Genomic DNA, 25,739 nt, shown 5'->3' with positions numbered 1-25,739 from the left:
CCGAATCTCATCCCTCCCGCTGCTCATCGAAATGACAAAGTGGTAATTTAGATTAGAATTCCCCCATTCTACGGCATCGCTTTAAACAAAAACAGCGGCGTAAATACCACGTTCAATAATATCATCAGGATGCTTAAGACCTTGTTGAACCTTCCGCCGGCCTTTTGCAGGAAAACACCCAGCGCTATCCCGCCGAATAGCATCATCGCCGCATCGAAGTAAGTGAGCACATCCGGATCGGGCGGGTAAAAATCTATCTTGAACAGGCCCAGCACATCAGGCAGGTATAGGTACATATCGTACAGGCAAAGGAGATAAAGAATGGTTAAGGTAACAAGCCGACGCATGGCTATAAAGCTACTCATATCTTTTAATTATAAAAAAACATGTTCGGGGTTGCCTATTAGGAATGTGCGAATATAAAATGGCATGGTTGATAATTTCGCTCGCTTTGCTACTTCCTCAGAAACTACGCAAATAATCAGCTATCTTATGTGTTTCGTCGAGTGAAAAACAGGGCTTAAAATAGTTGACATACTTCAGAAGGTCGTTTAAAGTCAAAACTTTTACGTGCTGAAATTCTTCGATTGGTTTGTGGTTTATTAAAACAATCAGATTTTTTACTGGAATTTTCCGGTCACCCCAGTGATGTTTATTTAGCATAAACCCGGCATTGGAAATTTCATTATTCAATAGCTTATATAAAGCAAAGTTTGTCCGCTTGATTTGCTCAACGGGCGAATAAAGACTTAGACTGTTCAATGAATCCTTACTCCAATTTTTAGCTTCTATCAGGAAAACCCCGGAGGGAGCTACCAGGATATGGTCAATTTGAATAGACTTTATGTAATCATTTTGTTGCCGACGATAAATAGGGGGATTAAATTCACAGGTAAAATCATTAATTAAAATATAGTCGTCAGATAATTTTTCCAGTTCTTTAACAACCTTATGCTCGCCCAGCGCTCCATAAATAAAAGCATTGATTTCGTCAACTACTTGCTTTTTCCTGTCAAGTTCATTTAGTTGAGGCGAACTACTTTCCCGCACTGCATCTTCAAAACGCGAAACGATATGTCTATAACGGTCATTCTTATTGCCATAGTCGTTTGTTAACTGTTTGAGCGAATAGTCAATCTTGGTATTGACAGTAATCTTGGAGTACCGGATTCTTAGCTTGAGAATAAGACTCTTGATGTAAATAACAATTGAGTTTACGCCACTGGAATTTAGCGAAAGCATGTTGATTAACTGACTATTCAAGTTATCTAGCACCTTCTGGTGCTTTTCCTTAACTGCTATCTCCTGCTCCTTAATAGCATGTTCCAATTGAACGATTGATTCACTAAGTGTAACCTTTTCCTGCTCAATCAAAAGCTCATGATTTAAAACAATTTGTTTTCGCGAGGAAGAATAGTTATCACGGAATTTTATTACCTCATTTAGTGATTTGTACTCATGGATATTGTGCGCACGCAAACGAGATTTTATTTCTGTTAAACAACCAATTTCATTGTAAACCTTACACATATTGTTCCCGAATAATCTATTTAAATAATTAGGCACATTATACAAGGGGGAATAACGAAAGATACGCAAACCGGTGAAATAGAACTGATTTACTTTTTATTTTGATTTTTACCTGCAATTAGCAGCCGTCGGGTTTAAAATATCGTGCCACAAAAAAAGCCCCAACTTTCATCGGGGCTTTTCAAAACTCAAAGGTTCAATTACAATTTCTTATCTACCTGCACGATGATGGTTTTCGCTTTATCCTGGTGCTGGGCGGTTTTAACGCCTCCGTGGTTCACATTCAAATGCGGTGCGATAACCAACGAAACGATAGACATCAGCTTGATGAGGATGTTCATCGACGGGCCCGATGTATCCTTGAATGGGTCGCCTACGGTATCGCCGGTTACAGAGGCTTTGTGTGGTTCTGATTTTTTGTAGTAGATCTCGCCGTTTATCTCCACGCCCTTCTCAAATGATTTTTTGGCGTTATCCCATGCACCGCCTGCGTTGCTTTGGAATATACCCATTAACACGCCGCTTACGGTAACACCGGCCAATAAACCGCCCAACACTTCCGGGCCGAAGATAAAGCCCACAACAATCGGGGTAATCAAAGCGATAAGTCCCGGTGCAACCATCTCGCGGATAGAAGCCTTGGTAGATATCTCCACGCATTTCTCATACTCGGGGCGGGCTTTGTATTCCATAATGCCCGGTATCTCGCGGAACTGGCGGCGAACTTCCTCTACCATCGCCATTGCTGCACGGCCCACAGCCGATATACACAATGCCGAGAAGATGAACGGTATCATACCACCCACAAACAAACCTGCCAGTACGTTTGCTTTATAAATATCGATATGCTCGATGCCTGCTACGCCCACAAAGGCCGCGAACAAGGCCAGCGAAGTGAGCGCCGCAGAAGCGATTGCGAAACCTTTACCGGTTGCAGCAGTGGTATTACCCACAGCATCCAGGTTATCCGTGCGGTGGCGTACTTCTTCGGGTAAACGGCTCATTTCGGCAATACCACCGGCGTTATCGGCAATAGGGCCGAATGCATCTATAGCCAATTGCATGGCCGTAGTAGCCATCATACCTGCTGCGGCAATAGCCACACCGTATAAACCTGCAAAAAAGTAAGAACCATAAATACCGGCAGCTAACACCAAAATCGGCAATACGGTCGATTCCATACCGACGGCTAAACCACCGATAATATTGGTAGCATGCCCTGTTGCCGATTGCCTGATGATGCTCATCACCGGGCGTTTGCCCATAGCGGTATAATATTCGGTGATGATACTCATCAAAGTACCCACAACCAAGCCCACCATTATCGACCCAAAAACACCGTTTTTGGTAAACACCAATGAGCCTGCCTTAACAGCATGGTCGGCATCCTCATCGCGCAGCATGTGGAAACTGTCGTTTGGCAACATCCATTGCACTAAAAAGTAAGTAGCTATCGCCGTTAATACGATAGAAGCCCAGTTGCCTATGTTAAGCGCTTTTTGTACGCTATCGGTTTCGTTTTTGATTTTAACCAGCGAAGCGCCTACAATAGAAAATATCAAACCTAAACCGGCTATAACCATCGGCAATAATATTGGCGCTATGCCACCGAATTTATCGTGCGAAACGATTTCTCTACCCAAAACCATGGTAGCCAGCATAGTAGCCACATACGAGCCGAACAAGTCGGCACCCATACCTGCTACGTCGCCCACGTTATCACCTACATTATCGGCAATGGTGGCGGGGTTGCGCACGTCATCCTCGGGGATGCCTGCTTCTACCTTACCCACTAAATCGGCACCTACGTCGGCCGCTTTAGTATATATACCGCCGCCAACACGGGCAAATAAAGCGATCGACTCTGCACCCAGCGAAAAGCCCGCCAATACGTCAAGCGCTTTTGCCATCGCTTCGCCGTTAACGGATGAACCGGTAACGTTGGTCACATACATGGTATAAAAAACGATAAATAACGAACCTAAGCCTATGATGGCCAAACCCGCAACGCCAAGGCCCATAACAGTACCGCCTGTAAACGATACTTTAAGCGCTTGCGCCAAACTGGTTTTTGCGGCCTGTGTGGTACGCACATTAGATTTGGTTGCGATGCGCATACCCAGGTAGCCGGCAAAGGCCGAGAGGAACGCACCAATCAAAAACGAAATGGCGATAATCGGGTCGGATGTGGCTACCGTTGTGCCGCTCCAGGCCAACAATATTGCCGCTACTACTACAAAGTAGCCCAGTATTTTCCACTCGGCGCGTAAGAATGCCATTGCCCCATCGGCAATGTAGCCCGCCAGCTCGTTCATAGAAGCGTCGCCGGTTTCCTGTTTGGTTACCCAGGCCGATTTGATGGCCATAACGAGTATCCCCACAAGGCCAAAAATGGGAATTAAATAAATTAAGTAATTGTTCAAAAAATCCATATTCAATAGTTGGTTATAAGTGTGTTTTTTAAAATTACACGCAGGAGCGTGCTATAATTGGTTAGCGCAAAATAGTAAATTTAATTTCTTTACAATAGCATGTATTATTATAAAGTTTTAAGGGGAATTTAAAACTCCTGTCCTGGCCTAATTCGTCGCACCGATAATATCCTATTGGAGGCATCAAATATTATCTTAACAGTTTCAAAGGGCGGATGACCGATATGTGATTTAAAAGCGTACTGAAGCATTAAGTGTTGGACATAATCTTTTACACCCGCTTCTTTACCCTCAACATATAAGACAAGTTCATCGGTTTTTACAGTTTTGGCAAAACTAAGTAATTGCTCATCAGTAACGCACCCTGAAGATTGAAGCGCAAACATCCGGCGAGCAGAAGCAAAATCGCCCGCCTGGAGCGCTTTTACCAATGTTTTTAACAAGCCGTCGGCTACCTTGCTACTGCCTTTGCCGGGTTTAAAAACCTGTAGACGTTAAGGCGTAAAGTCATAAACAAAAAGCGTTACGCTATTTGTTGCGGGGATAGTTAGATTCCCATGCTTTTCATCCTTATCTGATAAGCGGAGATATGCCGTTATCCGCGTATAATCAGTCGGAAGCCAATCGTCCGACCGAGACGCGGATGTTAAATTAACTTTTGATAAGTCTTTAACATTCCCGCTACTTTTACTTGCTCCATATTTGAGCTCAATTTGCCTGCAAATTTGCCGGTATCGCTCTACCAGTGCCGCTCTACTTTTTGGCGCAATCTTGTTATCAGTTAGATTATCAGTAGGGAAATTATTTGTGTCCCATACATAAATAATTCGATTGATGGTAGAATCTGCTCCGTTGTAAAAATAATAAACTAAAAGATCGGGGATGTTTTTCTCTTTCCGCCTATAAATCACCGGCGGCGGCAAATCGGGGTCTGAAGAAAAAGGATGCCTGCTCGTAAAAACTTCGCTCTTCAGCTTATTTTCTATCATTATAAAATAGCCTAGTTTACGCCCATGGATATCAATTTCGAGATTTTGTGCCAGAACGACCGACGACGAAAAAACCAACAGGATTATGATAATTTTATTACGCATTATAAAAGGTTGTTACTTTTGGCAGCAAAGGCTTAGATTTATTTAATTTCTAAATTAACGATTATTCCCTTATATTAACCACAAACCAAAATTAATGGCATCTGATGCTTCCCAACCTAAAATGAAACACGAATTAAGTAACTGATTCGAAGTGCCATATTATCAAGTCTCTTAAATCTTCAGCCTAATTCCTAAACTATTATCAGCATTGTAAACATGAAGTTAAAAATCCTATTCTTATTACCACTCTTCTTCGCATTGCGCTCATATAGCCAAGGCACGTTAAGTGTAAAAGGTATTTGGATACCGGTTGAAACAAAATCTATTTCAGGGATTCCTATGAGGTATGACATGGGATATTCCCGGTTAGAGTTCAGCAATTCCAACGATTCCACTGTAAGGGCGTACGAATGGTTTATTATTAACGGAGACATACGTTTTAAAGATGATAAATACGAGATAAAAGATAGTACGCTGCGCATCCAAAATAACTTTTTTTCAAAGGCGTATGCAATAACCTTATTGACTGATACACAGCTTGGTTTAACATCTGGAGGGAAGAATTATCTTTTTACTAAAATACAAAGCGTAAAAAGTTTAAAAGATGTAAGTCCCAAACACCTTGAGCCGCCCGTTTTTAAAGGTAATTTGCGGGAATCCATTGATAAAGCCTTGTTGTCCTTTCCGGCAAATGACACCTCGGAAACTTATCGGGTTTCTTTTAGAATTGATGAAACCGGAGCGCTTGACAGCATGGCTGTTAAAAATATCACCATACATGATTCAGTATATAAGGCAATTGAAGTTTTGGTTTTGGCAACTGCAAAAAAGTGGAGGCCGGGAAAATTGAATGGCGTAAAAAAGAAGATGATAGTAGAATTGGACATCTATAGGATGTCGGCATTTGTCCGGAGTTTAAAAGCAAAGAACTACCAGGAATTACTTACGGCACTATTCACAATGGGCAGTGATTATCATAAATCGGGAGATAAAAGCAAAGCACTTATATGCTACAAAGAGTGCGCGCGGCTCTTTAATTACATAGCCTCGACGGAGACATATAACCCCTCACTTGATTTCGTAGCATCCGATTTTATTAAAAAAACCAACGTAAAAGCAGTAATGAATTCGGCGCTTATCTATTTTGAGGCGGGAAACATAAAAGAGGCTTGCAAACACTGGGTAACTGTGATTAATGAAGATGCGGAAGCTTTAGAACTTTATAACAAGTACTACAAATCATTGAATTGAAAGTAGGCTTTGTTACCTGCTTATTTGTTTGCTCATCAGCCCGCCGGCATCGCATGCGACTTAAGCGGATATGGCATCCCCTGAAAGTTAGCCCCCCTTTTTAGCACTTTCTTAAGCCCGTTATACACAAAGCAATTGAGGTAAAATCAATATCGCCAGCTATCTCTATCTTCTCTTCCGGTAAGTTTGCCTATGCATTCAAATCGGCGTTAAGTTTGATGAATTGCATTGTCAATAATAATTATTATTCCTATTTTAAGCCCTTAAACCAAATCTTAATGGCATCTGATACTTCCCAACCTAAAATGAAACACGAACTGAGCCTGCTCGACGGCACCATGCTGGTAGCAGGCTCTATGATCGGTTCCGGTATATTTATCGTAAGCGCCGATATCACCCGCAACGTAGGCTCGGCCGGCTGGCTCATTGCCGTTTGGCTCATCACCGGTTTCATGACGCTTACTGCAGCTCTTAGCTACGGCGAACTTAGCGGTATGTTCCCCAAAGCAGGCGGGCAGTACGTTTACCTTAAAGAATCGTACAATAAACTCGTGGCGTTTTTATATGGCTGGAGCTTCTTCGCGGTTATACAAACCGGTACGATTGCTGCGGTGGGTGTGGCCTTCTCTAAATTTGCGGCTTATTTGTATAAGCCCGTTAGCGAAGACCATATCCTCTTCCCTTACAACCATTACCTGGCAAAAGGCGAGGTACGCGAAACTTTGAGCATCAGCGCAGCCCAGGTGGTTTCTATCGTGCTCATCTTCTTCCTCACCTTCGTAAATACAAAAGGCGTAAAAAGCGGGAAAATTATCCAAACCACTTTTACCTTAACCAAGCTGCTGAGCTTATTCGGATTGATCATATTTGGATTTTTAGCATTCAAACCCGAAATATGGAGCGCCAACTGGACAGATGCCTGGAACCTGCACCAACTGACTGCCGAAGGCGTAAGCACCGGCACTAATTATACCATGGTTGCGGCCCTGGGCGCTATATCTATCGCGATGGTGGGTTCTATCTTCAGCAGCGATTCGTGGAACAGCGTTACCTTTATAGCAGGCGAAATGAAAAATCCAAAAAGGGATGTGGCATTGAGTCTGGCCCTGGGTACTATAATAGTTACTATTATTTACGTTTCGGCCAACGTGGTTTACACAGGCGTGCTCTCGCTGCATGATATTGCTACCGCCGAAAAAGACCGTGTTGCCGTGGCAGCTTCCAGCGTAATATTTGGCAAGGAGGGTACCATCATCATCGCCGTGATGATCATGATATCTACCTTTGGCTGCAACAATGGCCTCATTATGGCCGGTGCAAGGGTTTACCACACCATGGCCAAGGATGGTTTGTTCTTTAAACGTACCGGCACTCTAAACAAGAACGCCGTGCCCGAGTTTGGCTTGTGGATACAAGCTGTAGTAGCCTCGTTGCTTTGCCTGAGCGGCCGTTATGGCGACCTGCTGGATATGATATCCTTTGTGGTGGTGATATTTTATATCATGACCATTGGGGGCATCTACATACTGCGCCGCAAACTGCCCAATGCCGAGCGGCCATACAAAGCTTTCGGTTACCCGGTGCTGCCCGCTATTTATATATTAATGGGTGCTGCATTTTGCGTGCTGCTTTGCATTTACAAATGGCAATACCCGGTTTACGGTTTAATTATCGTGCTGATAGGCATACCCATCTACTTTATATCGCAGGCCGGTGTTAAACCCGAGCGCGACGCAGTAGTTTAATATTAAGAAACACACCCGGCTGTACACGCAGCCGGGTTTTAACTTATTAGAGATTTGAATACCATCAGTAAAGTAAAATCGATAGCCATATTCAGCTTGTTGTTAGCCGCCGGTCAACTGCGTGCCCAAACCCTTCAGCAAAAACTGCAAACGGCATTTAACAAGCTGCAGCAGGATAGCCAGTGCAAATACGCCACGCTGTCTCTAACCGTGCTTGATGCCAAAACCGGCGAGCAGGTATTCGCCGCCAACCCGGATATGGGCCTGGCGCCCGGCTCTACCCTTAAAACGGTTACCAGCATCACCTCGTTTTTTGTTCTGGGGAAGGATTTCCAGTTCGAGACAACGGTAGGTTACACCGGCAGCATCGATAATAAAGGCACCCTCGCCGGCGATATCATCATCAAAGGCAGCGGCGACCCTACCCTGGGCAGCTGGCGTTATGCTACTACCAAAGAGGGCTATGTTTTGAACTGCATGGTAGAAGCTATCAAAAAAGCAGGCATCAAAAAAATACAGGGCAAGATCATCGGCGACGACGGGCAATTCAACCACCAAAGCATCCCCGATGGCTGGATATGGCAGGACCTGGGCACCTACTACGGCGCGGGCATTGCCGGCCTCTGCTGGCGCGAGAACCAGTTCGATATTAAGCTGAACACCGGCAGCGTTGGCGAGGCGATAACGGTAGCCGGCACCGTACCCGATACTTATTACCTGCAATACAAAAGCGAACTCACCACAGGTGCCGCCCATACCGGCGACCAAGCCTACCCTTACCTGCCGGGCTTTAACAGCAAAACCATGTACCTGCGCGGTACCTACGCTATCGACCAAACCAAGAAAACCATCTCTGCCGCCATCCCCGACCCTGCCTACGATGCAGCCCTGCGCTTGAGCGATACCCTAAAGAAGATAGGCATAACAGTAAGTACCGAACCAGCCTCTTCGCTATCCTTAAAAGAAAAGGCCTTAGTGGTGCCTGCGGCCACCAGCAGCTTAACCGTTATTAAATCGCCCGAGTTGAGCAAAATCGTTTACTGGCTCAACCAAAAAAGCGTAAACCTATATGCCGAACAATTGCTGGCTACGATATCCACTAAGCTGGGCAAGGGTGCAGTTACCGGCGACGGCGTAGAAGCCATGCAAAAATTTTGGGAAGCCAAAGGCATCGACCACCGCGCTATGAATATATACGATGGCAGCGGCCTATCGCCTGAGGACAGGATAACTTCATCTACCATCGCCCACATTTTGCAGGCCGCCCACCAGGAAAAATGGTTCGGCGATTTTTATGAAAGCCTGCCCGTTTACAACGACATGAAGATGAAAAGCGGCAGCATCAGCGGCGTACAAGCCTATGCCGGTTTCCAAACCAACAACGGGCGCGAACTCTGCTTCTCTATTATGGTGAACAACTACAACGGCCCCGGCAGCGGCATACGGGCGAAGATGTTTGCGGTGCTGAATGAGATGAAGTAGGAGTTGCCCCCTAGCCCCCTGAAGGGGGAACAAAAATTAATAACCCAATGAATACCATAAAAAGCATATTCGCTGCCAAAATGCTGTACTGGCACCTGGTCATCAGGCTGGTGCTGTTTTGCTTTTGCGTGGGCTTGGGTTATATACTCGTGGTTCCGCTTATATATTGGAGTATACTTGGGGAAGGTGCCGGTGGCGATCGTATCGCCGAAGAGCCCTTGAATGCTTTCCTCTTTCAATACGGCGCATTAATCATAGCGCTCTTGATTATCGCCATACTCACCGGCCTGAGCATCGGGAACAAAGATTTCGCCAGGGCGAAATCATACGTCATAACAGGATTAATCGTCACTATACTATATTTGTTTAAAGAACCTATTGCCGCTTTGATTTTTTAACCCGCATTAATTCGTCGAAATGAAAAGCAGCATCATAAAAGAAATCTACTGGCTGGGCGCTCTTCTATTGTTGGCCGGCATCTACGTTTTTGTGCGCGACAAACTCATGATAGACGATATCAACGCGCACGATACTTACTATATTGGCGGCAGGCCATCTTTGTCCACCCTAATTTTCTCGATTTGGGTAAAGCTGATTTTTATGGTGTTTTCGATACGGGCCATCGTTACGCGGTTCGGCAATAATCCAACGCTTTATATTCTGGCTGCCTGTTGCATATTGATTATCTTTAGCTTACAAAGAACAACCGTAAATTTATCGACTTTCGAATTTCCGCCCGATAAACCAACTCCTTCGATAACGTCGACTACACAAAGCACAGATTCTCCGCCTGTCACCGGCCTTTTTTATGGGGAATCGCCGATGGTATCTTTAGTGATAACTAGCGTACAGGCCTTGTTAATGATTTTTATGGTTTTCCTGGGCACGAGGATTGGACGAAATCGATATAATTGATAGAACCTTATGCCCTTGCGAGGAGCCGCCGCAGGGGAATGGCGAGGGCGAGATCTGGCAATCTCATAGAACAAACGAACTCACAAAGCCGCTCTACTTGCCGATGGTTGCCGCGCTATCGCTCGCAATGACGATGGGGCTATCGGTGAAATCAAAAAAATCGGTGTAATCGGTGAAAACCTCGCAAGTTTCGGGTTCTTTAGCCTGCGCCACCAAGGTACATTTGTGTCATAATATTCATTATCATGGAAACACAAAACAACATCAACTTCCAGCGCATTGCCGAGGCGATAAGCTATATCAGGCTCAATTTTAAAGCTCAGCCTAGCCTGGATGAAGTAGCCGAAAAGGTAAACCTCAGTCCCTTCCATTTCCAGCGCATGTTTACCGATTGGGCGGGCATCAGTCCCAAAAAGTTCCTGCAATACCTCAGCCTCGATTACGCCAAAGGCATCCTTAAAGAACAACAAGCCACCCTGTTCGATGCCGCTTACGAAACCGGCCTATCCGGCACCAGTCGCCTGCACGATTTGTTCGTCAACATAGAAGGCATGACGCCCGCCGAATACAAAAACGGCGGTAAAGAACTCAGCATCAACTTTAGTTATGCCGAAACGCCTTTCGGCAATATCATCGTGGCATCTACTCCAAAAGGTATCTGCCATATAGCCTTTGCCGACGATAAGGACGAGGCCTTCAACCAGCTTTACGCCCAATTCCCCAACGCCAGCTACTACCAGGTGGTAGATATGGCACAGCAGAATGCACTGTATATCTTTACGCGGGACTGGTCACAATTGTCGTCCATCAAACTGCACCTCAAAGGCACCAGCTTCCAGTTGAAGGTATGGGAGGCCCTACTAAAGATACCTATGGGCGGTTTGAATACTTATCAAACGGTTGCCCATGCGGTAGAGCAACCGACTGCCAGTCGCGCCGTGGGCAGTGCCATCGGTGCAAACCCTGTTGCATTTTTGATACCTTGCCATCGGGTTATCAAATCAACCGGCGAATTTGGCCAATACCACTGGGGTGCCGACCGCAAATCGGCCATCATCGGCTGGGAAGCCGCAAAAACGACCCATTTAAGCATCGTGTAAATATGGAACTGCAACAAAGGATAGCCCAAGCCGATTGGTCGGCCACAGCCGAAAGCCTCAACAATAAAGGCTACGCCACCGTCCCCAATATTTTGTCTGCCGATGAGTGCGATTTGCTGGTAGCAGAGTACGGCGAAGATAGCCTCTACCGCAAAACCATCCAGATGGAGAAACACGGTTACGGCTTGGGGCAGTACAAATATTACAACTACCCATTGCCCAGCGTTGTGCAGCAACTGCGCGAAGGCATCTACCCCAACATTGCCCCGGTAGCCAATAATTGGATGAAAGCTTTAGGGATAGAAAAATCGTTCCCCGGTAGCTTAAATGAGCTTACCGTCCTGTGCCATCAGCAGGGCCAAAACCGCCCAACGCCCTTGATATTAAAGTACGGCGTGGGCGGCTATAACGCCCTGCACCAGGATTTGTATGGCGAAGTTTTCTTCCCGATACAGGCGGTGGTATGCCTTAACCAGCCGGGCCGGGATTTCGAAGGCGGCGAATTCGTATTGGTAGAGCAACGTCCGCGCATGCAATCAAAAGCCATCGTATTAAATCCCGGCAAGGGCGATATGCTCATCTTCACCACCAATTACCGGCCGGCGCAGGGCGCAAAGGGCTATCACCGCGTAAACATGCGCCACGGCGTAAGCGAACTGCGCAGCGGCGAGCGGCATACGCTGGGGGTGATTTTTCATGACGCGATGTAGGGGTTTAAAGGTCGTGAGGCATTGCGAGCGGCCATGTCCGCGTCGCGAGTCGACTCACCCCCCTCCCCCTCTCTGCTGCGCAAAGAAGGGGAGACATTGGGGTTTTATTTTTCTTTTCTAAACCCTCTTTGCGCAGCAGAGAGGGTCGACGCCCGCGCATGCGGGCCGTCGGGGTGAGTCAAATAGCGAAGCGATAAGCCTCAGCCTTTAATTTCAATAATGTATTTAAGTTTATCCAAAACTTATTTATCTTTCTAAATGCCATCTATTATCGAATTATGCAGGGAGCTTCGGAAAAAGCAAACTCCGGCAGAAAAAATCTTGTGGGAACGCCTCCGTAATCGGAATTTTTATGGTAAGAAATTCTTAAGGCAACATCCGATTTGTGTTCTGTCTAATTTTAACACTAATTTATATTACATTCCTGATTTCTATTGCGACGAAGCCAAACTAGTAATTGAAGCGGATGGCCCTGTCCATCAGTTTAAAAAACAATACGATAAGAACAGGGATGAAGTATTGACTTCCTTAGGGTTAAGGGTCATAAGATTTAAGAATACGGAGATAGAAAACAACCTGGAACAGGTATTAGAGAAGATAAAAGAAAGATTGGTTTAATCGTCTGGCGGTTGTGTCCGCGTCGCGAGTTGACTCACCCCCCGCCCCCTCTCTGCTGCGCAAGGAAGGGGAGACATTGGGGTTTTATTTTTCTTTTCTAAACCCTCTTTGCGCAGCAGAGAGGGCCGACGCCCGCGCATGCGGGGTGAGTAAATTCTGCAAACGGTTGTGTCCGCGTTGCGAGTCGACTCACCCCCCGCCCCCTCTCTGCTACGCAAAGATGGGGAGACATTGGGGTTATATTTTTCTCCCATTCCTTCACCCTCTTTGCGTAGCAGAGAGGGTCGACGCCCGCGCATGCGGGCCGTCGGGGTGAGTCAGCTCGCAATGCGATAATCCAATCCCCCCCGCACAAAATTCCCACAGAATTGTATTACATCTTTACGCCCGTAGCACATTGGGCAAAAGCCGTATATTTCACCTATAATGAAACACCTACTCTACCTGTTTGCTTTCCTGGCCATCGGCAGCAGCTGTTTTGGGCAAACCAAAACGCTGGATGGATACTTACAGCAGGCGCTTAAGAACAGTCCGCTGATCAAAGACCTCAACAACCAGGTGCTCTCGGCGCAAATAGATAGCGTACGCATCCGGGCGGGCTTTAAACCGCAGGTTTCCCTTAACGCAGGCGGACTCTACGCCCCCGTTATAAAAGGCTACGGCTATGCACCGGCCATCACCAACGAACATTCCCTCAACGGACTGCTCACGGTTAGCAAAACTTTTATCGGTAAAGATTACCTGGGCAGCCAATTCGCAGCTATCGGCCTCAGCCAGGATTCGCTGCGCAACAGCATCAAGCTATCCGAGCAGGATCTGCGGCGCACCATCATCGGCCAATATATAACTGCCTACGGCAGCCTGCAGCAGCAGCAGTTCAACCAGGAAGTGGTAGACCTGCTGAAGGGCGAAGAGGACCTGCTTAAAAAGCTCACCCGCAGCAACGTGTATCGCCAAACCGATTACCTGGCCTTTTTGGTAACGCTTAAAGGCGCGCAGTTGCAGCTATCGCAAAGCAAGCTGCAATACAAAACAGATTACGCTACGCTCAATTACCTCAGCGGTATTGCCGATACCAGCATCGTAGAAATTACCAAACCCGAGCTGCAGCGTGCCGTGATTTACGACCGTAGCAACAGCATCTTTTTTAAGCAATACCAACTGGACAGCCTGCGCCTGGCCAACAGCCGTAAACTGATCGATTACAGCTATCGCCCCAAATTGAGTGCCTTTGCCGATGGGGGCTACAACTCTGATTTGACCAGCCAGTACTACAAAAACCTGGGTGCCAGCGTGGGCTTTAGCCTTACCATGCCTATTTATGATGGCGGCCAAAAAAAGCTGGCCTACAAAAAGCTGGCCCTGGAACAGGAAACGCAGCAGGTGTACAAAGCCTTTTACTTTAACCAATACCGGCAGCAGATAAACCAACTTAACCAGCAGATTGACGAATACGACAAACTGATTAACGAGATAAACGAACAGTTTAAATACGCCGAGAGCCTGATCAAAGTAAACACTCAGTTGATGCAAACCGGCGACCTGAAAATTGCCGACCTGATACTGGCCATAAACAGCTACCTCAGCATAAAAAACCAGCTGGCGCAAAACGTAATAAGCCGGCTGCAACTCATAAACCAACTCAATTACTGGAGCAGATGATGATGAAACGATATTTAAAACCCGTTACCGTTTTATTGGCCTGCGTGGTAGCCATGGCGGCATACAGCTGCGGCGGTGGTGCCCCGGCAGACGATGAAGAGGAGGTTGCCAATCCACAAACACCGGTAACCGTTACCACCATCGCCAACAGCGCCCTGGCCGACTCCATCGAATTGAACGCTACATCTACCTTTATGCAAAAGAATTACGTAAAGGCCAACGCCATCGGCTACATACAACAGGTTGCCATACAGCCGGGGCATTATGTAGAGAAAGGGCAGCTGATGTTCGTGATAAAAACCAAGGAGGCGCAAAGCATAGGCAACACCATCAACGTGTTGGATACCACCTTCCATTTCTCGGGCATCAACCGCATCAGGGCATCGCGCAGCGGCTATGTAACCGATTTAGCGCACCAGGTAGGCGATTATGTACAAGATGGCGAACAACTGGCCACTATCAGCGACAGGGAGAGCTTCGCCTTTGTGATGCAGTTACCCTACGAATTGAAGCGCGTAATGGCCGCCAACCAAACGCTTACGCTAACCTTGCCCGACGGCGAAAAACTGATTGGGCACGTAACATCCTCCATGCCATCGGTAGACACCCTTTCGCAAACACAGGGCATCGTCATAAAAGTTGGTAGCAGCCACCCTATCCCCGAAAACCTGGTGGCCCGCGCACTCATCATCAAAACATCCAAAAGCAACGCGCCAGCTCTGCCCAAATCGGCCATCCTGTCTAACGAAACGCAGGATGAGTTTTGGGTGATGAAGCTGATTAACGATACCACCGCAGTAAAAACACCTGTAAAAAAAGGCATCGAATCAGGCGGCAGGGTAGAGATACTCTCACCTAAATTCGACCCAAACGACAGGATAGCCGTAAGCGGCAACTATGGTTTGGCCGATACCGCCAAGGTTAAAATAGTTAAGCCATGAACGAGCTGGAAAACTACTTCATCACCCATAAAAAGCCCATCAGCCTGGTGCTTTTTATCGTGCTGCTGGGCGGTATATTTTCCTACTCGCGGCTGCAAACCTCGCTCTTCCCCGAGATTACTTTCCCCAAAATAAAGATCATTGCCGATGCGGGCCTGCAACCTGTGAACAAGATGATGGTAACGGTGACCAAGCCACTAGAGAACGCCATTAAACAGGTGCCCGATCTGCATTATGTGCGTAGCACCACCAGCCGCGGCAGCTGCGAAATATCGGCCTATATGAACTGGGACGCCGATATCGACCTTAGCCAGCAACGCATAGAAAGCCGCATAGCCCAAATAAAGAACGATATGCCACCCGATGTAAACGTTTCGGTGGAGAAGATGAACCCTTCCATCCTACCGGTAAGCGGTTACACGCTGGAGAGCCATAACCTATCGCCTATAGAGCTGAAGCAGTTGGCTACTTACACGGTGAAGCCCTTCCTATCGCAAGTGGATGGCGTATCGGAAATAAGGGTTATTGGCGGCAAAAGCAAAGAGTACTGGCTGGTGCTTGACAGGCAGAAGATGAGCGCGCTTGGCCTTACGCCCGACATGATCAGCAACACGCTTGCGCAAACGGCGTTCATTAAATCTAACGGGTACCTGGCCGATTATAAGATGCTGTACCTTACCGTTACCGATGCCAGCGTAAACACCAGCGAGCAATTAAAGGATTTGGTGCTGAGCAACAACCGCAAGCGGGTAATACAACTAAAGGATATTGCCGAGATACAGGTGAACCCCGGCGTAGAATACACCAAAATAAACGCCAATGGGCACGAGGGCGTGCTGATAGCGGTTATCAAACAACCCAACTCCAACCTGGTAGATTTATCTGCCGCCATGACGGCCAAGGTGGCCGAGCTGCAAAAGGTGCTACCTAAAGGCGTAAGCCTTAAGCCCTATTACGTACAGGCCGATTTCGTGAACGAATCGGTAAAGAGCGTAAGCGACAGCCTGTGGATAGGCCTTGCTTTGGCGATCATCGTGGCTATCATCTTCCTGCGTTCGCTAAAGGCCAGCGCGACGATTTTGATTACCATCCCCATAACGCTTTGCCTTACGCTTATTGTTTTATACGCCTGGGGCTATACGCTCAATATCATGACGCTAGGGGCCATTGCGGCAGCCATCGGTTTAATTATAGACGATGCCATTGTGGTGGTAGAGCAGATACACCGCACCCATGAGGAACATCCCGAAGAGCCAACCCTCACCTTACTGAAAAAGGCCATCGATTACCTGTTGCCGGCCATGATAGGTTCTTCCATCAGTACCATCGTAATATTTATCCCTTTCCTGATGATGACGGGCGTTGCGGGCGCTTACTTTAAGGTGATGACCAATACCATGATCATTACCCTCGCCTGTTCCTTTTTGGTAACCTGGGTCGGCCTGCCGGTAATATACCTGCTGCTCACCAAAGAGAAACCCGCAGACAAACAGGCCAAAGAGGAAGTGCACGAGGTTAAACGGCAACGCTGGGTATCGTTCTTTATCCTTAATCCCCTAATCAGTATCATCCTCATTGCGGGCCTGGTGCTGGTTATCGTATTCATCCCCGGCAAACTGGAGACCGGCTTTCTGCCCGATATGGACGAGGGCAGCATCGTGCTGGATTATACCTCCCCGCCCGGCACCTCGCTGGAAGAAACCGACCGGATGCTGCGCGAGATTGAAAAACTGATCATCAAAGAACCGGATGTGGCTGCATACTCGCGCCGCACAGGTACCCAAATGGGCTTCTTTATTACCGAACCGAACACCGGCGATTACCTCATCCAACTGAAAAAAGCGCATGAGAAAACGTCTGAAGAGGTCATCAGCGATTTACGACAGCAGATAGAAGCATCGCAGCCCGCCCTGCGGGTTGATTTTGGGCAGGTAATTGGCGATATGCTGGGCGATTTGATGACCTCTACCCAACCCATCGAAATAAAAGTTTTTGGCGATGACCAGGCCAAGCTGCAAGTGCTTGCCAAACAGATAGCCGATATTACCACCAACGTAAAAGGCACTGCGGATGTGTTCGACGGTATCGTTATCGCCGGGCCATCGGTAAATATCGTGCCCGATTATAGCAAACTGGCGCAGTACAACCTTACGCCCGCTGCCCTGCAAACACAGGTACAATCGGCCCTGGAAGGGAACGTAATTGGCAACCTGTTCGAGCGGGAGCAGCAGTCGCCCATACGCATGGTGTACCCCGGCAGCCGCCTGCAGGATGTGGCGGGCATCAAAAATCTCAACGTATTTCTGGCTGATGGCCGACTGGTACCGATTACCTCGCTGGCCACCGTTGAGTTGCACCCCGGCGATGCGGAAGTAGAGCGCGAAAACCTGCAGGCCATGGGTGTTATCAGCGCCCGTTTAGAAAACGCCGACCTGGGCAGCGTGATGCCTGCCATACAAAAAGGCATCCGCGATAAGGTGAACCTGCCACCCGGCTATCATGTGGAATATGGCGGCGCCTATGCCGAGCAGCAGCAATCGTTTAAGGAATTGCTGATGATATTGATTACCTCCAGCCTGTTGGTGTTCGGGGTGATCCTATTCCTGTTCCGGCAGTTCAGGATAGCTTTGCTGATTTTGGTGGTTGCCGTGCTGGGTATCGGCGGCAGCATACTGGCCCTGTACCTAACGAATACCCCGCTAAATGTAGGTAGCTATACCGGGCTCATTATGATTGTAGGGATTATCGGCGAGAATGCCATCTTCACCTTCTGGCAATTCCGCGAGAGTGCAAAAACCAGTAGCATAGATGAAGCGATTATCTATTCCATCTCTACCCGCCTCCGCCCCAAACTGATGACCGCCCTGGGTGCCATTATTGCCCTGGCTCCGCTGGCCCTCGGGATAGGTGCCGGGGCTCAGTTGCACCAGCCATTGGCCATCGCCGTCATCGGTGGTTTCCTGGCTGCGCTGCCTTTATTGCTGATCGTTTTGCCCAGCATGATCCGCGTTTTTTACCGCAATCATTCATTCGCCAAGAAAGCTTAAAAAAAGGCAAAGAAAAAGACCGAAAAACCTCCGAAAAACACAGATTTTTAAAGGTTTTTTACGGTCTTTTTTGATTTAGTCTACGCCGTCGGCCTTTAATTTGTTCAGTAATTCGTCGAGGGATACCTCCGCAAAAGCGGTCGAGGAATCGGATACGCCGTATGGGATGATGAGTTTGTTGTTATGTACGATAGCCCCGCAGGAGTACAGCACGTTGGGTACATAACCTTCGCGCTCGTCGCTATTGGGAATTAGTAAAGGCTCTTTCAGGCGGCCGATTTCTATCGTCGGGTCATCAAGCTGTAACAAGCTGGCACCCAACACATAGCGGCGCATAGGACCAACACCGTGGGTAATCATCAGCCAGCCCTCGCTGGTCTCTATAGGCGATCCGCAATTGCCTATCTGTATAAATTCCCAGGTAAACTTAGGTTGCTGCAACAGCACGGGTTTCTCCCAAATGTTTATCTTATCCGAGTACATGATGTAGTTATTGCAGCCGTCTATTCGACTGATCATCACATACTTACCGTTCACCTTACGGGGAAAGAGCGCCAGGTTCTTGTTCTGGGCACCGGCACCGTACAGGGGCATTATCTTAAAGTTATAGAAATCGTTGGTTTGCAGCAGTTTAGGCATAATCAGCGCACCATCGTAAGCGGTATAAGTGGCATAATAAACCGAAGTACCGTCCTCATTTACGAACTGTACGAAACGGGCATCCTCTATCCCCTTGCGTTCGTACTCCGAGATGGGGAAGATAACCCTATCGGAGATATCGGTATCCAGCGAAAACACGATCTCGTAGTATGAATCGGCCAGCCAAAGCACTTTATCGTACTCAAGTTTCTTCATATCGCTCTCCTGCAGCCGTTGCGAATCGAGGATGATGCGGCGAAGGTTAGAGTATTCGAAATGATGATCCAGCTTGCTTTCCAGCTCGTGCAGTACATCGATGTTGATTTGGGTGATGGCCGCCTTATCGAAAAAAAGCTTTTTATTATAAACGGCGTTGCGCACTATCTCTGCCTCATCGATGTAATTACCAGCTGGTAAAACACTGATATTATTGTACTTATCTATCAAGGCCCGACGAAAGGTGATGGAGGAGATATGTCCCTCGCCCACCGCCCTAAAGCTGATGATTACGCGGCGTTGCCCGTCTTCCATCTCGGTTTGGTCGGGATCCGCTACGATGGAAGGGTTAAAAAACGCAGCAGACTCGATAGAATATTCGTGCGTAAAATATGACCCTATCAGGAGCTTACGGTAAACAGTTAGGCTGTCGAAATCGATACCTAATTCTTCAAAAAGCGGCTTCAGCTTACTGCAATGGCGGTTAAGTACCCGGGTAATATTGCGGTGGCGTTTAGAATACTCTTGCAACAGGGGCGATACAATGCCGAATGCCTCCTCCTCTGTGATAGCCATTACGCGCTGTAAAACTTCCTTAGCCCTGTCGTTCCCGTTAAAAAAGAACCTTGCGATAACGCGCCTCGGGTCCGGATTTACTCTTATTGGTTTTCGCTCTATCGAAAGTCTCATCTATGGATATTTTATAATTAACACCTGTGCTGTTAAATTGATTTGGGCAATTTCACAAAAGCCACAAGGCCCTATAACGGGCGGGGCCGGGCGATATTGCCTCGGCGAAACTCTTAATAAAAGCGTTAGAACCGCGAATTGTTTAGTAAATGTGAATTTCCCGGGGCTTACAACATGCGGTTGCGTTTGATGAGGTACTCGTTCAGGATACCGTTGTAACCTTGCGCAATATCGGCATCCACCAGGTCGATGTGGTACTGGGCGCATTTAAGTTCCAGTTGGTGGCGGTATTCTTTAAGCGAGGCGATATAGCTGTCGCGGATTTTGTTGGGGTGCACGCGTACCTCCTCGCCGGTTTCCATATCAACGAAATGGTGCGGCCGGTTGTCGAAATTAAAATCGACCTCCTGTTGCCTGCTGGTGATATTGAAGATAACCACCTCGTGCTTTTTATACTTAAGGTGCTGTATAGCGGCAAAAAGCTCCTGCATTTTTTGCGGGTTGAGGCTGTTCTCCAGCATATCGCTAAAGATGATAACCATCGAGCGCTGATGTATCTCGCCCGCCAAATGGTGCAGCACGCCCGATATATTAGTGGCCGTATTGGCTTTCGGGTTATTATAAGCTTTCTCTAACTGTGCATACAGATAAAACAAATGCGCCGAGGTAGAGCGGGCCGGACTCATCCAATCCATCTTATCCGAAAAAAGGCAAAGCCCAAACGCATCACGCTGCTTTTTGAACAGGTACATGAGCGAGGCAATAGCATATACCGAAAACTGTAGCTTGTTGGCACCCTCTGCCGGGAAATTCATAGACGAAGAAGTATCCAACAGCAGATAACAGCGCAGGTTGGTTTCTTCCTCAAATTGCTTTACGAACAACTTATCGGTCCGCGCCAACAGTTTCCAGTCGATATTCTTTACCGATTCGCCGTTGTTATACAGCCTGTGCTCCGCAAATTCTACCGAAAAACCGTGAAAAGGGCTTTGGTGCAGCCCGGTAATAAAGCCCTCAACAACCTGCCTGGCAAGCAGTTCCAGGTTGGCCAGCTGGCGCACATGTTGGTTGTTGTTTAATTGAGGCATAGGGCAAGGTAGCAATTTCGGGGTAAACGCTAAATATAAACGTACGACGGGGCGAATTATTTCAGCATACTATTACTCTACCGTCGGTTTAAACCGACGGCATTGAAGGTGGATTGGCTTAAATTCCACCTAATCAATGAGCAATCCACCTCCATTGCCATCACATTCATGTGACGGAAGGTGGCATAGTTGTCAAGCTCAGAGAAAGCCTTAAAACCTAGTATAAAAAGCCGTTTGCAAAACATGGTTTACGGTGTAGGTAGTGGCTTGCTTGCTGTATTGATTAAGGTAGCCAATCTCGGCATCGAACTTTTTGCTGAAACGGAAGCCGATAGCACCGTAAGCACGGTTCTGGTCGAAGAAGTGCTTATTCACTTTATTCTTGTTCTGTATATTCACAAAAATTTCGTTCTGCAAAGCCAGGAAGGGGCCTTTCTTGAATACCGAATCGCTTTTGAATGGAATAACCGACCGGGCAAAATAACGCAGGCGCTGTGCAAAGTAATGGTCATTAGCGGTTGCGGAAGTATTGCCCAGGAAGCGTTGCTCTAACCGGAAACGGTGCTGCAAGGATATGTTCTTCCCCAATTTTTGGTTGATGATAAACTGTTCCCATATCCGGCTTTCGGGGCGGAATGTGGATGCCCCGCTTGCCGAGCGGCCATTGGTAGCCACATAAGCATACCCCAATGCGCCTATTTTGTTATTGGCGAAGTAATAATTAACCGCCGGGCGCAACAGCACGTTACGCAAATAACCGAACTCATCTGCCGAGCGCAATTGCCCATCGAACGACATGCCCCAATGCTGCGAGAAGCGCTGTGTATGAAATAATGCTGCCCAACCGGAGAATTGATTATCCTGCGCCAATAATTTGCAGGGCACCAAAAAAGTTGAAAGCAGCAAAAGCTGAAAGAATTTTTTCTTCATAAATGATAGCTATGCACTATAAAGTGCGTTAATGAAAATGGTCAACCTTAGCGTGGGGGGCACAGCTTTTTAATGGCTAACGGCGCAAAAATAGCAATTTGGGCAATAATTACTCCTTAAATTTTGCTATCCGTTTCCGGCCCAAATCGTACATCAACCTAAACGCTTCCTGGTTGCTGCCGCTGTTGAGGGGCGTTTGGTGGAAACTGAGGACGAACTGCCCGGTTAAGCCCTTGTATAAGAAGGGGGTGTAGATGATATCCAGACGATTGTAGGTTTTGTATTGGTAATAAGCATCGCCGTAGGTCACATTGTGCCCATCGCCTTTATAAAATTCATCGTACAGGGCAAAGCGTTTGTAGCTTAAAAAGGCATTGGCCACAAAGCCGGTGGGTTTTTTAAAACCAGATACATTGCGCTCCCGCTCGAAGGACATCATACCGCCGGCTTCGATGCTCAATGAATCGAGGAAGGTTTTGTGGCTGAAATTAGCGCCAAGCTTTACCTGAATCGCACCATTGTCGCGAATGTGGTCGTCGGGGATGGGAATTGCCGGCCCGGCATCGTGCAGCAAAAAGAAATAGTGCGAAAGGTAGAATGGCCCCTTTTCAAATGGCTGATATTTACCCGAAAAGCCGAACAAAAACTGCTCGCGCTCGGTATCGGTTTGGCGGCTTGTCCAATCAATCCAAATGGTTTCGGTAAAGTTATCGGTATGATATTTGGCCAGCAAGCCCTCAATATTGGGGCGGAAATAGCGCAGCGTATCGTTCAGCAGAGCGCGGGGATAATCAGTAAGCAAGCCCTCGCGCGGAAACTCGCCCGCATTGAACAGCCAGCGTTTGCCGGTGTGGTTAAAATAAGCCACGGGGTTCACCTTTAAAAAGTATGGCTTGGCGCCAAACTCGTGCAGGCCGTTTGCCCCAACGATGAATCGGTTAGCACTATCCAGGTTCAAACCAAAATCTAAAGCCAGGCGGGTGCCGGAGTAAGTCCGCGAGCGTATCAGCGACTCCTTATACTCCCGGTTATCAAAAAACACCGACCCGTTAAAATGCGTATCTATGGTTTGGGCAGCGGCAGCGCGGGCAATTAAAACAGTAATCAGGAACAGGTATATCTTTTTGTGCATCGTATGAAACTATTATTCAACTATAAATTTTATCAGGCGGCTGTTTTTGCTCCCGCGGAAAGGCTCTGTACGTATGGAGAACATCAGGTAATACGTGCGCTTCTCTTTCGGTGCGGTCACTTCAGTTTGGTACGCCTTGCTTTCGCCGGACTGCAGGCTGATTTTATTAAAATCGGTGCCAGCCTGCTGCACTTCCGCAATATCCGTGGGCCCGGTAAAAAAGCAGCTTTCTAAATACACAGGGTGCTTATAGCCAACGTTGGTAAAATTAACATCGTATTCGTAAGGGTTGGCAATATTGAGGTCAAATTGTATTTTTTGACCGGGATGCGCAGTAACCGCAGTCGTTTTGGTATCGATGGCGATTTTTTGATAGGTGCGCGCATCTTCTACCCAGGCGCCATACCAATCGCCCTGTTCGTTTTTAATGGTATCGCTTTTGTAACCCTGCAAGGGTTCGCTCAGCAGCAGGTACACTTTTTTGTGCTGCAGGCTATCCTCCATGGGCCATATATCGAACATAGTGCGCCCGTAATACCGCGAATCGTAAGCGAAACCCTTCAGCGTATGGTTATAAAAATCATATTTGGATGGATTCTGGAACCCATCGTCCATCACCATCCAGGCATCGCCGGCTTTCTCGTGAACTTTGGCAGCCCAATCGCGGAAGCCGAAATAAGTGCGCAAGGCGATTACTTTCTTAACGAAGGGCAAGCCGAGCGCCAGGGAAAGCCGCAATATCAATATCAGCACGATATTGGCAATACCCAGGCGGAAAAGCCACTGTGGGTAGTTATTATTCCGTTGCAGGTTGATGAGCACCAGCGAAACCAGCGGTATAAAAGCAATTAGCGTATAATGCGGCTGCACATTGGCAAAGCCGGTATTCACCAAAAAGAAACTGAAGGTACCGATAGCATTAAACACCAGCGCACGCGTAAACACATCGGTAATTTTGGTTGTAAATCCTTTATAAAACAGGTACCAGCTGATAAGCACGCCGCCCAGCAGTAACTGCCCCGATAGGTATTCAATAGTGGCCGAAATGCTGTAAATCTTATCAGACGACCGTTCGAACAGTTGGTAATTTACAGCCGGGAAGCCATGCTGCGATTGCCATAAGATGTGCGGCACATAGCAAATAAACCCAACGATAATAGCCACGTAAAACGATGGCCGCGTAAACAATTTTGGGTTGGATAATATGGTGAAACCCACCAGCAGCACCCCGTGATATTTGCTATACAGCAGGCAGGCGACTACCAGACCGATGATAGAACCCATCCGCCAGCTATCTTGCCCGGCGTACTTTTGGTAGCAATAATAAAACAGCACGGCAAAGAAAAACAGCGGTGCATCGGGCGTGGTCGTAAAACCGTACACATGGAAAACCAACACGCCGGATACCAGCAATATGAACCATTTGGCATTAACCGCATATTTTTTGAGGATGAGCCACAACAGGTAAATTGCCAGGCCGTTGGTAAGCACGGTAACCAGCCTTGCGCCAAGCTCGTTTTGGAAAAGTGAATACCCGATTTTGATGAATACGGCCATCATGGGCGGGTGGTAAAAGTACCCCCAATCGGGCTTTTGGGCGTATAGCCAGTAGTAAGCCTCGTCGCCATGCAGCTCAAGTAGATAGGCCTGCAGCAGGTTCAGCACCGTCCAGCAGGCTATGAAATACCAGATGGGTTTGTCGGTTTGCGAGGGCTTGCTTATCGTGTTGGCCATTTAATAATCAAAGCTGCAAAGGTATGATAAAAGCATTAAGGCAGGCGATGCAGGCAGGCATCATTATTTTAAGAAAGACGCCTCCAATTCATATAAAAAAATGAATATTTGAACCATGATAGCCAAACAAATAGAAATTATGCGGCAGCCCCGCATCAAAATATTGAGTGTACTGGAAACGTTCAGCCTGGATCAGTTGAACACCATCCCCGCCGGATTTAACAACAACATTTTGTGGAACCTCGGCCACATGATAGCCGCCCAACAAGGTGTTTGCTACAAACGCGCCGGTTTAGATACCTGGGTTGCCGATAGCTTTTTTCAAGCGTATAAACCCGGTACCAAACCCGAAGGTTACATTGGCCAGGAGCAATTAGACGAAATAAAGGAATTGCTGATGACCAGCCTGGACCAATTACAAGCCGACCTGCAAGCCGGTGTTTTTACCAACTACCCCGCCTGGACAACCCGCTACGGCGCAGAGATACGCGATATTAACGACGCAATAGCGTTTTTGCCTTTCCACGAAGGGCTGCATGTGGGGTATATTATGGGTTTGAGGAAGCTGGTGTAAGAGATTAAGCAAGATGCTACTTCCACTCATTGCGTATCTTTAACTGATATTCCAACCCGTCAACGCCGAAATTTATTTTCCCGAAATATTTATCCAGTTCAATCGGCTTTTTCTTTTTGGGGAGCTTAGCCAACTCTTTATCAAGTTCGCTGCGTGTAGTCGTTTTGTTTACTTCAATTACTTTGCCCATACACAAATATAAATAACGC

At 47.3% G+C, this 25,739-nt stretch carries 23 protein-coding genes; 12 read left to right on the top strand and 11 right to left on the bottom strand.

The features are described 5' to 3' along the window. Window positions 1-68 precede the first annotated feature (68 nt). From AC1DXC_RS19625 to AC1DXC_RS19605, 5 genes are all read right to left on the bottom strand, one after another. On the bottom strand, window positions 69-365 hold the full coding sequence (locus tag AC1DXC_RS19625) for a hypothetical protein (RefSeq protein WP_477460875.1): 297 nt from the start codon (window positions 363-365) through the stop codon (window positions 69-71). A gap of 97 nt (window positions 366-462) precedes the next feature. Next, window positions 463-1,530, bottom strand: a complete 1,068-nt coding sequence (locus tag AC1DXC_RS19620; RefSeq protein ID WP_477460874.1) for a nuclease-related domain-containing protein — start codon at window positions 1,528-1,530, stop codon at window positions 463-465. Between the two features lie 200 nt (window positions 1,531-1,730). After that, complete coding sequence (locus tag AC1DXC_RS19615) at window positions 1,731-3,962, bottom strand: sodium-translocating pyrophosphatase (protein WP_477460873.1); 2,232 nt, start codon at window positions 3,960-3,962, stop codon at window positions 1,731-1,733. 128 nt (window positions 3,963-4,090) lie between these two features. Further along, on the bottom strand, window positions 4,091-4,393 hold the full coding sequence (locus AC1DXC_RS19610; RefSeq protein ID WP_477460872.1) for a hypothetical protein: 303 nt from the start codon (window positions 4,391-4,393) through the stop codon (window positions 4,091-4,093). Window positions 4,394-4,456: 63 nt separating this feature from the next. Then, window positions 4,457-5,056, bottom strand: a complete 600-nt coding sequence (locus AC1DXC_RS19605) for a hypothetical protein (RefSeq protein WP_477460871.1) — start codon at window positions 5,054-5,056, stop codon at window positions 4,457-4,459. A 216-nt stretch (window positions 5,057-5,272) separates the two neighbouring features. Here AC1DXC_RS19605 and AC1DXC_RS19600 point away from each other — a divergent pair, with 216 nt between their 5' ends. From AC1DXC_RS19600 to AC1DXC_RS19550, 11 genes are all read left to right on the top strand, one after another. After that, complete coding sequence (locus tag AC1DXC_RS19600; protein ID WP_477460870.1) at window positions 5,273-6,307, top strand: hypothetical protein; 1,035 nt, start codon at window positions 5,273-5,275, stop codon at window positions 6,305-6,307. Between the two features lie 305 nt (window positions 6,308-6,612). After that, window positions 6,613-8,052, top strand: coding sequence for an APC family permease (locus AC1DXC_RS19595; RefSeq protein ID WP_477460869.1), 1,440 nt, complete (start codon window positions 6,613-6,615; stop codon window positions 8,050-8,052). A 54-nt stretch (window positions 8,053-8,106) separates the two neighbouring features. Next, a complete protein-coding gene (gene dacB, locus AC1DXC_RS19590; RefSeq protein WP_477460868.1) occupies window positions 8,107-9,534 on the top strand; it encodes a D-alanyl-D-alanine carboxypeptidase/D-alanyl-D-alanine endopeptidase in 1,428 nt (475 codons plus the stop codon). Between the two features lie 47 nt (window positions 9,535-9,581). After that, on the top strand, window positions 9,582-9,932 hold the full coding sequence (locus tag AC1DXC_RS19585) for a hypothetical protein (protein WP_477460867.1): 351 nt from the start codon (window positions 9,582-9,584) through the stop codon (window positions 9,930-9,932). A 19-nt stretch (window positions 9,933-9,951) separates the two neighbouring features. Next, on the top strand, window positions 9,952-10,449 hold the full coding sequence (locus tag AC1DXC_RS19580; RefSeq protein ID WP_477460866.1) for a hypothetical protein: 498 nt from the start codon (window positions 9,952-9,954) through the stop codon (window positions 10,447-10,449). 245 nt (window positions 10,450-10,694) lie between these two features. Then, window positions 10,695-11,549: a bifunctional helix-turn-helix domain-containing protein/methylated-DNA--[protein]-cysteine S-methyltransferase gene (locus AC1DXC_RS19575; protein ID WP_477460865.1), complete on the top strand. Its 855-nt coding sequence runs from the start codon at window positions 10,695-10,697 to the stop codon at window positions 11,547-11,549. Window positions 11,550-11,551: 2 nt separating this feature from the next. After that, window positions 11,552-12,259 (top strand): 2OG-Fe(II) oxygenase, encoded by a 708-nt coding sequence (locus AC1DXC_RS19570; RefSeq protein ID WP_477460864.1) that lies wholly within the window; start codon window positions 11,552-11,554, stop codon window positions 12,257-12,259. A gap of 258 nt (window positions 12,260-12,517) precedes the next feature. Beyond that, a complete protein-coding gene (locus AC1DXC_RS19565; protein ID WP_477460863.1) occupies window positions 12,518-12,877 on the top strand; it encodes an endonuclease domain-containing protein in 360 nt (119 codons plus the stop codon). A gap of 426 nt (window positions 12,878-13,303) precedes the next feature. Next, the gene (locus tag AC1DXC_RS19560) at window positions 13,304-14,539 is read left to right on the top strand and encodes a TolC family protein (RefSeq protein WP_477460862.1); all 1,236 of its coding nucleotides are present in this window, start codon (window positions 13,304-13,306) and stop codon (window positions 14,537-14,539) included. Continuing rightward, window positions 14,536-15,480 carry an efflux RND transporter periplasmic adaptor subunit gene (locus AC1DXC_RS19555; RefSeq protein ID WP_477460861.1) on the top strand — a complete coding sequence of 315 codons (945 nt, stop codon included), beginning with the start codon at window positions 14,536-14,538 and terminating at the stop codon, window positions 15,478-15,480. Before AC1DXC_RS19560 ends, AC1DXC_RS19555 begins: the two co-directional genes overlap by 4 nt. Then, entirely contained in the window at window positions 15,477-18,527 is a 3,051-nt protein-coding gene (locus AC1DXC_RS19550; RefSeq protein ID WP_477460860.1) for an efflux RND transporter permease subunit, read from the top strand. Before AC1DXC_RS19555 ends, AC1DXC_RS19550 begins: the two co-directional genes overlap by 4 nt. A gap of 75 nt (window positions 18,528-18,602) precedes the next feature. On the opposite strand, the gene AC1DXC_RS19545 is transcribed toward AC1DXC_RS19550, so the two are convergent. The 5 genes from AC1DXC_RS19545 to AC1DXC_RS19525 form a co-directional block, all read right to left on the bottom strand. Then, a complete protein-coding gene (locus AC1DXC_RS19545; protein WP_477460859.1) occupies window positions 18,603-20,072 on the bottom strand; it encodes a glycoside hydrolase family 130 protein in 1,470 nt (489 codons plus the stop codon). Window positions 20,073-20,239: 167 nt separating this feature from the next. Then, complete coding sequence (locus AC1DXC_RS19540) at window positions 20,240-21,160, bottom strand: DUF58 domain-containing protein (RefSeq protein WP_477460858.1); 921 nt, start codon at window positions 21,158-21,160, stop codon at window positions 20,240-20,242. A 210-nt stretch (window positions 21,161-21,370) separates the two neighbouring features. Then, complete coding sequence (locus AC1DXC_RS19535) at window positions 21,371-22,090, bottom strand: DUF2490 domain-containing protein (protein WP_477460857.1); 720 nt, start codon at window positions 22,088-22,090, stop codon at window positions 21,371-21,373. A 109-nt stretch (window positions 22,091-22,199) separates the two neighbouring features. Continuing rightward, window positions 22,200-23,222: a hypothetical protein gene (locus AC1DXC_RS19530; protein ID WP_477460856.1), complete on the bottom strand. Its 1,023-nt coding sequence runs from the start codon at window positions 23,220-23,222 to the stop codon at window positions 22,200-22,202. 12 nt (window positions 23,223-23,234) lie between these two features. After that, entirely contained in the window at window positions 23,235-24,956 is a 1,722-nt protein-coding gene (locus tag AC1DXC_RS19525) for an ArnT family glycosyltransferase (RefSeq protein ID WP_477460855.1), read from the bottom strand. Between the two features lie 115 nt (window positions 24,957-25,071). Here AC1DXC_RS19525 and AC1DXC_RS19520 point away from each other — a divergent pair, with 115 nt between their 5' ends. Next, a complete protein-coding gene (locus AC1DXC_RS19520; protein ID WP_477460854.1) occupies window positions 25,072-25,530 on the top strand; it encodes a DinB family protein in 459 nt (152 codons plus the stop codon). A gap of 16 nt (window positions 25,531-25,546) precedes the next feature. On the opposite strand, the gene AC1DXC_RS19515 is transcribed toward AC1DXC_RS19520, so the two are convergent. Beyond that, window positions 25,547-25,720, bottom strand: coding sequence for a hypothetical protein (locus AC1DXC_RS19515; RefSeq protein ID WP_477460853.1), 174 nt, complete (start codon window positions 25,718-25,720; stop codon window positions 25,547-25,549). Between the last annotated feature and the right edge of the window lie 19 nt (window positions 25,721-25,739).

The sequence above is a fragment of the Mucilaginibacter sp. P2_D11 genome, assembly GCF_056404435.1.
This window is presented reverse-complemented; position numbering and strand designations above follow the sequence as displayed.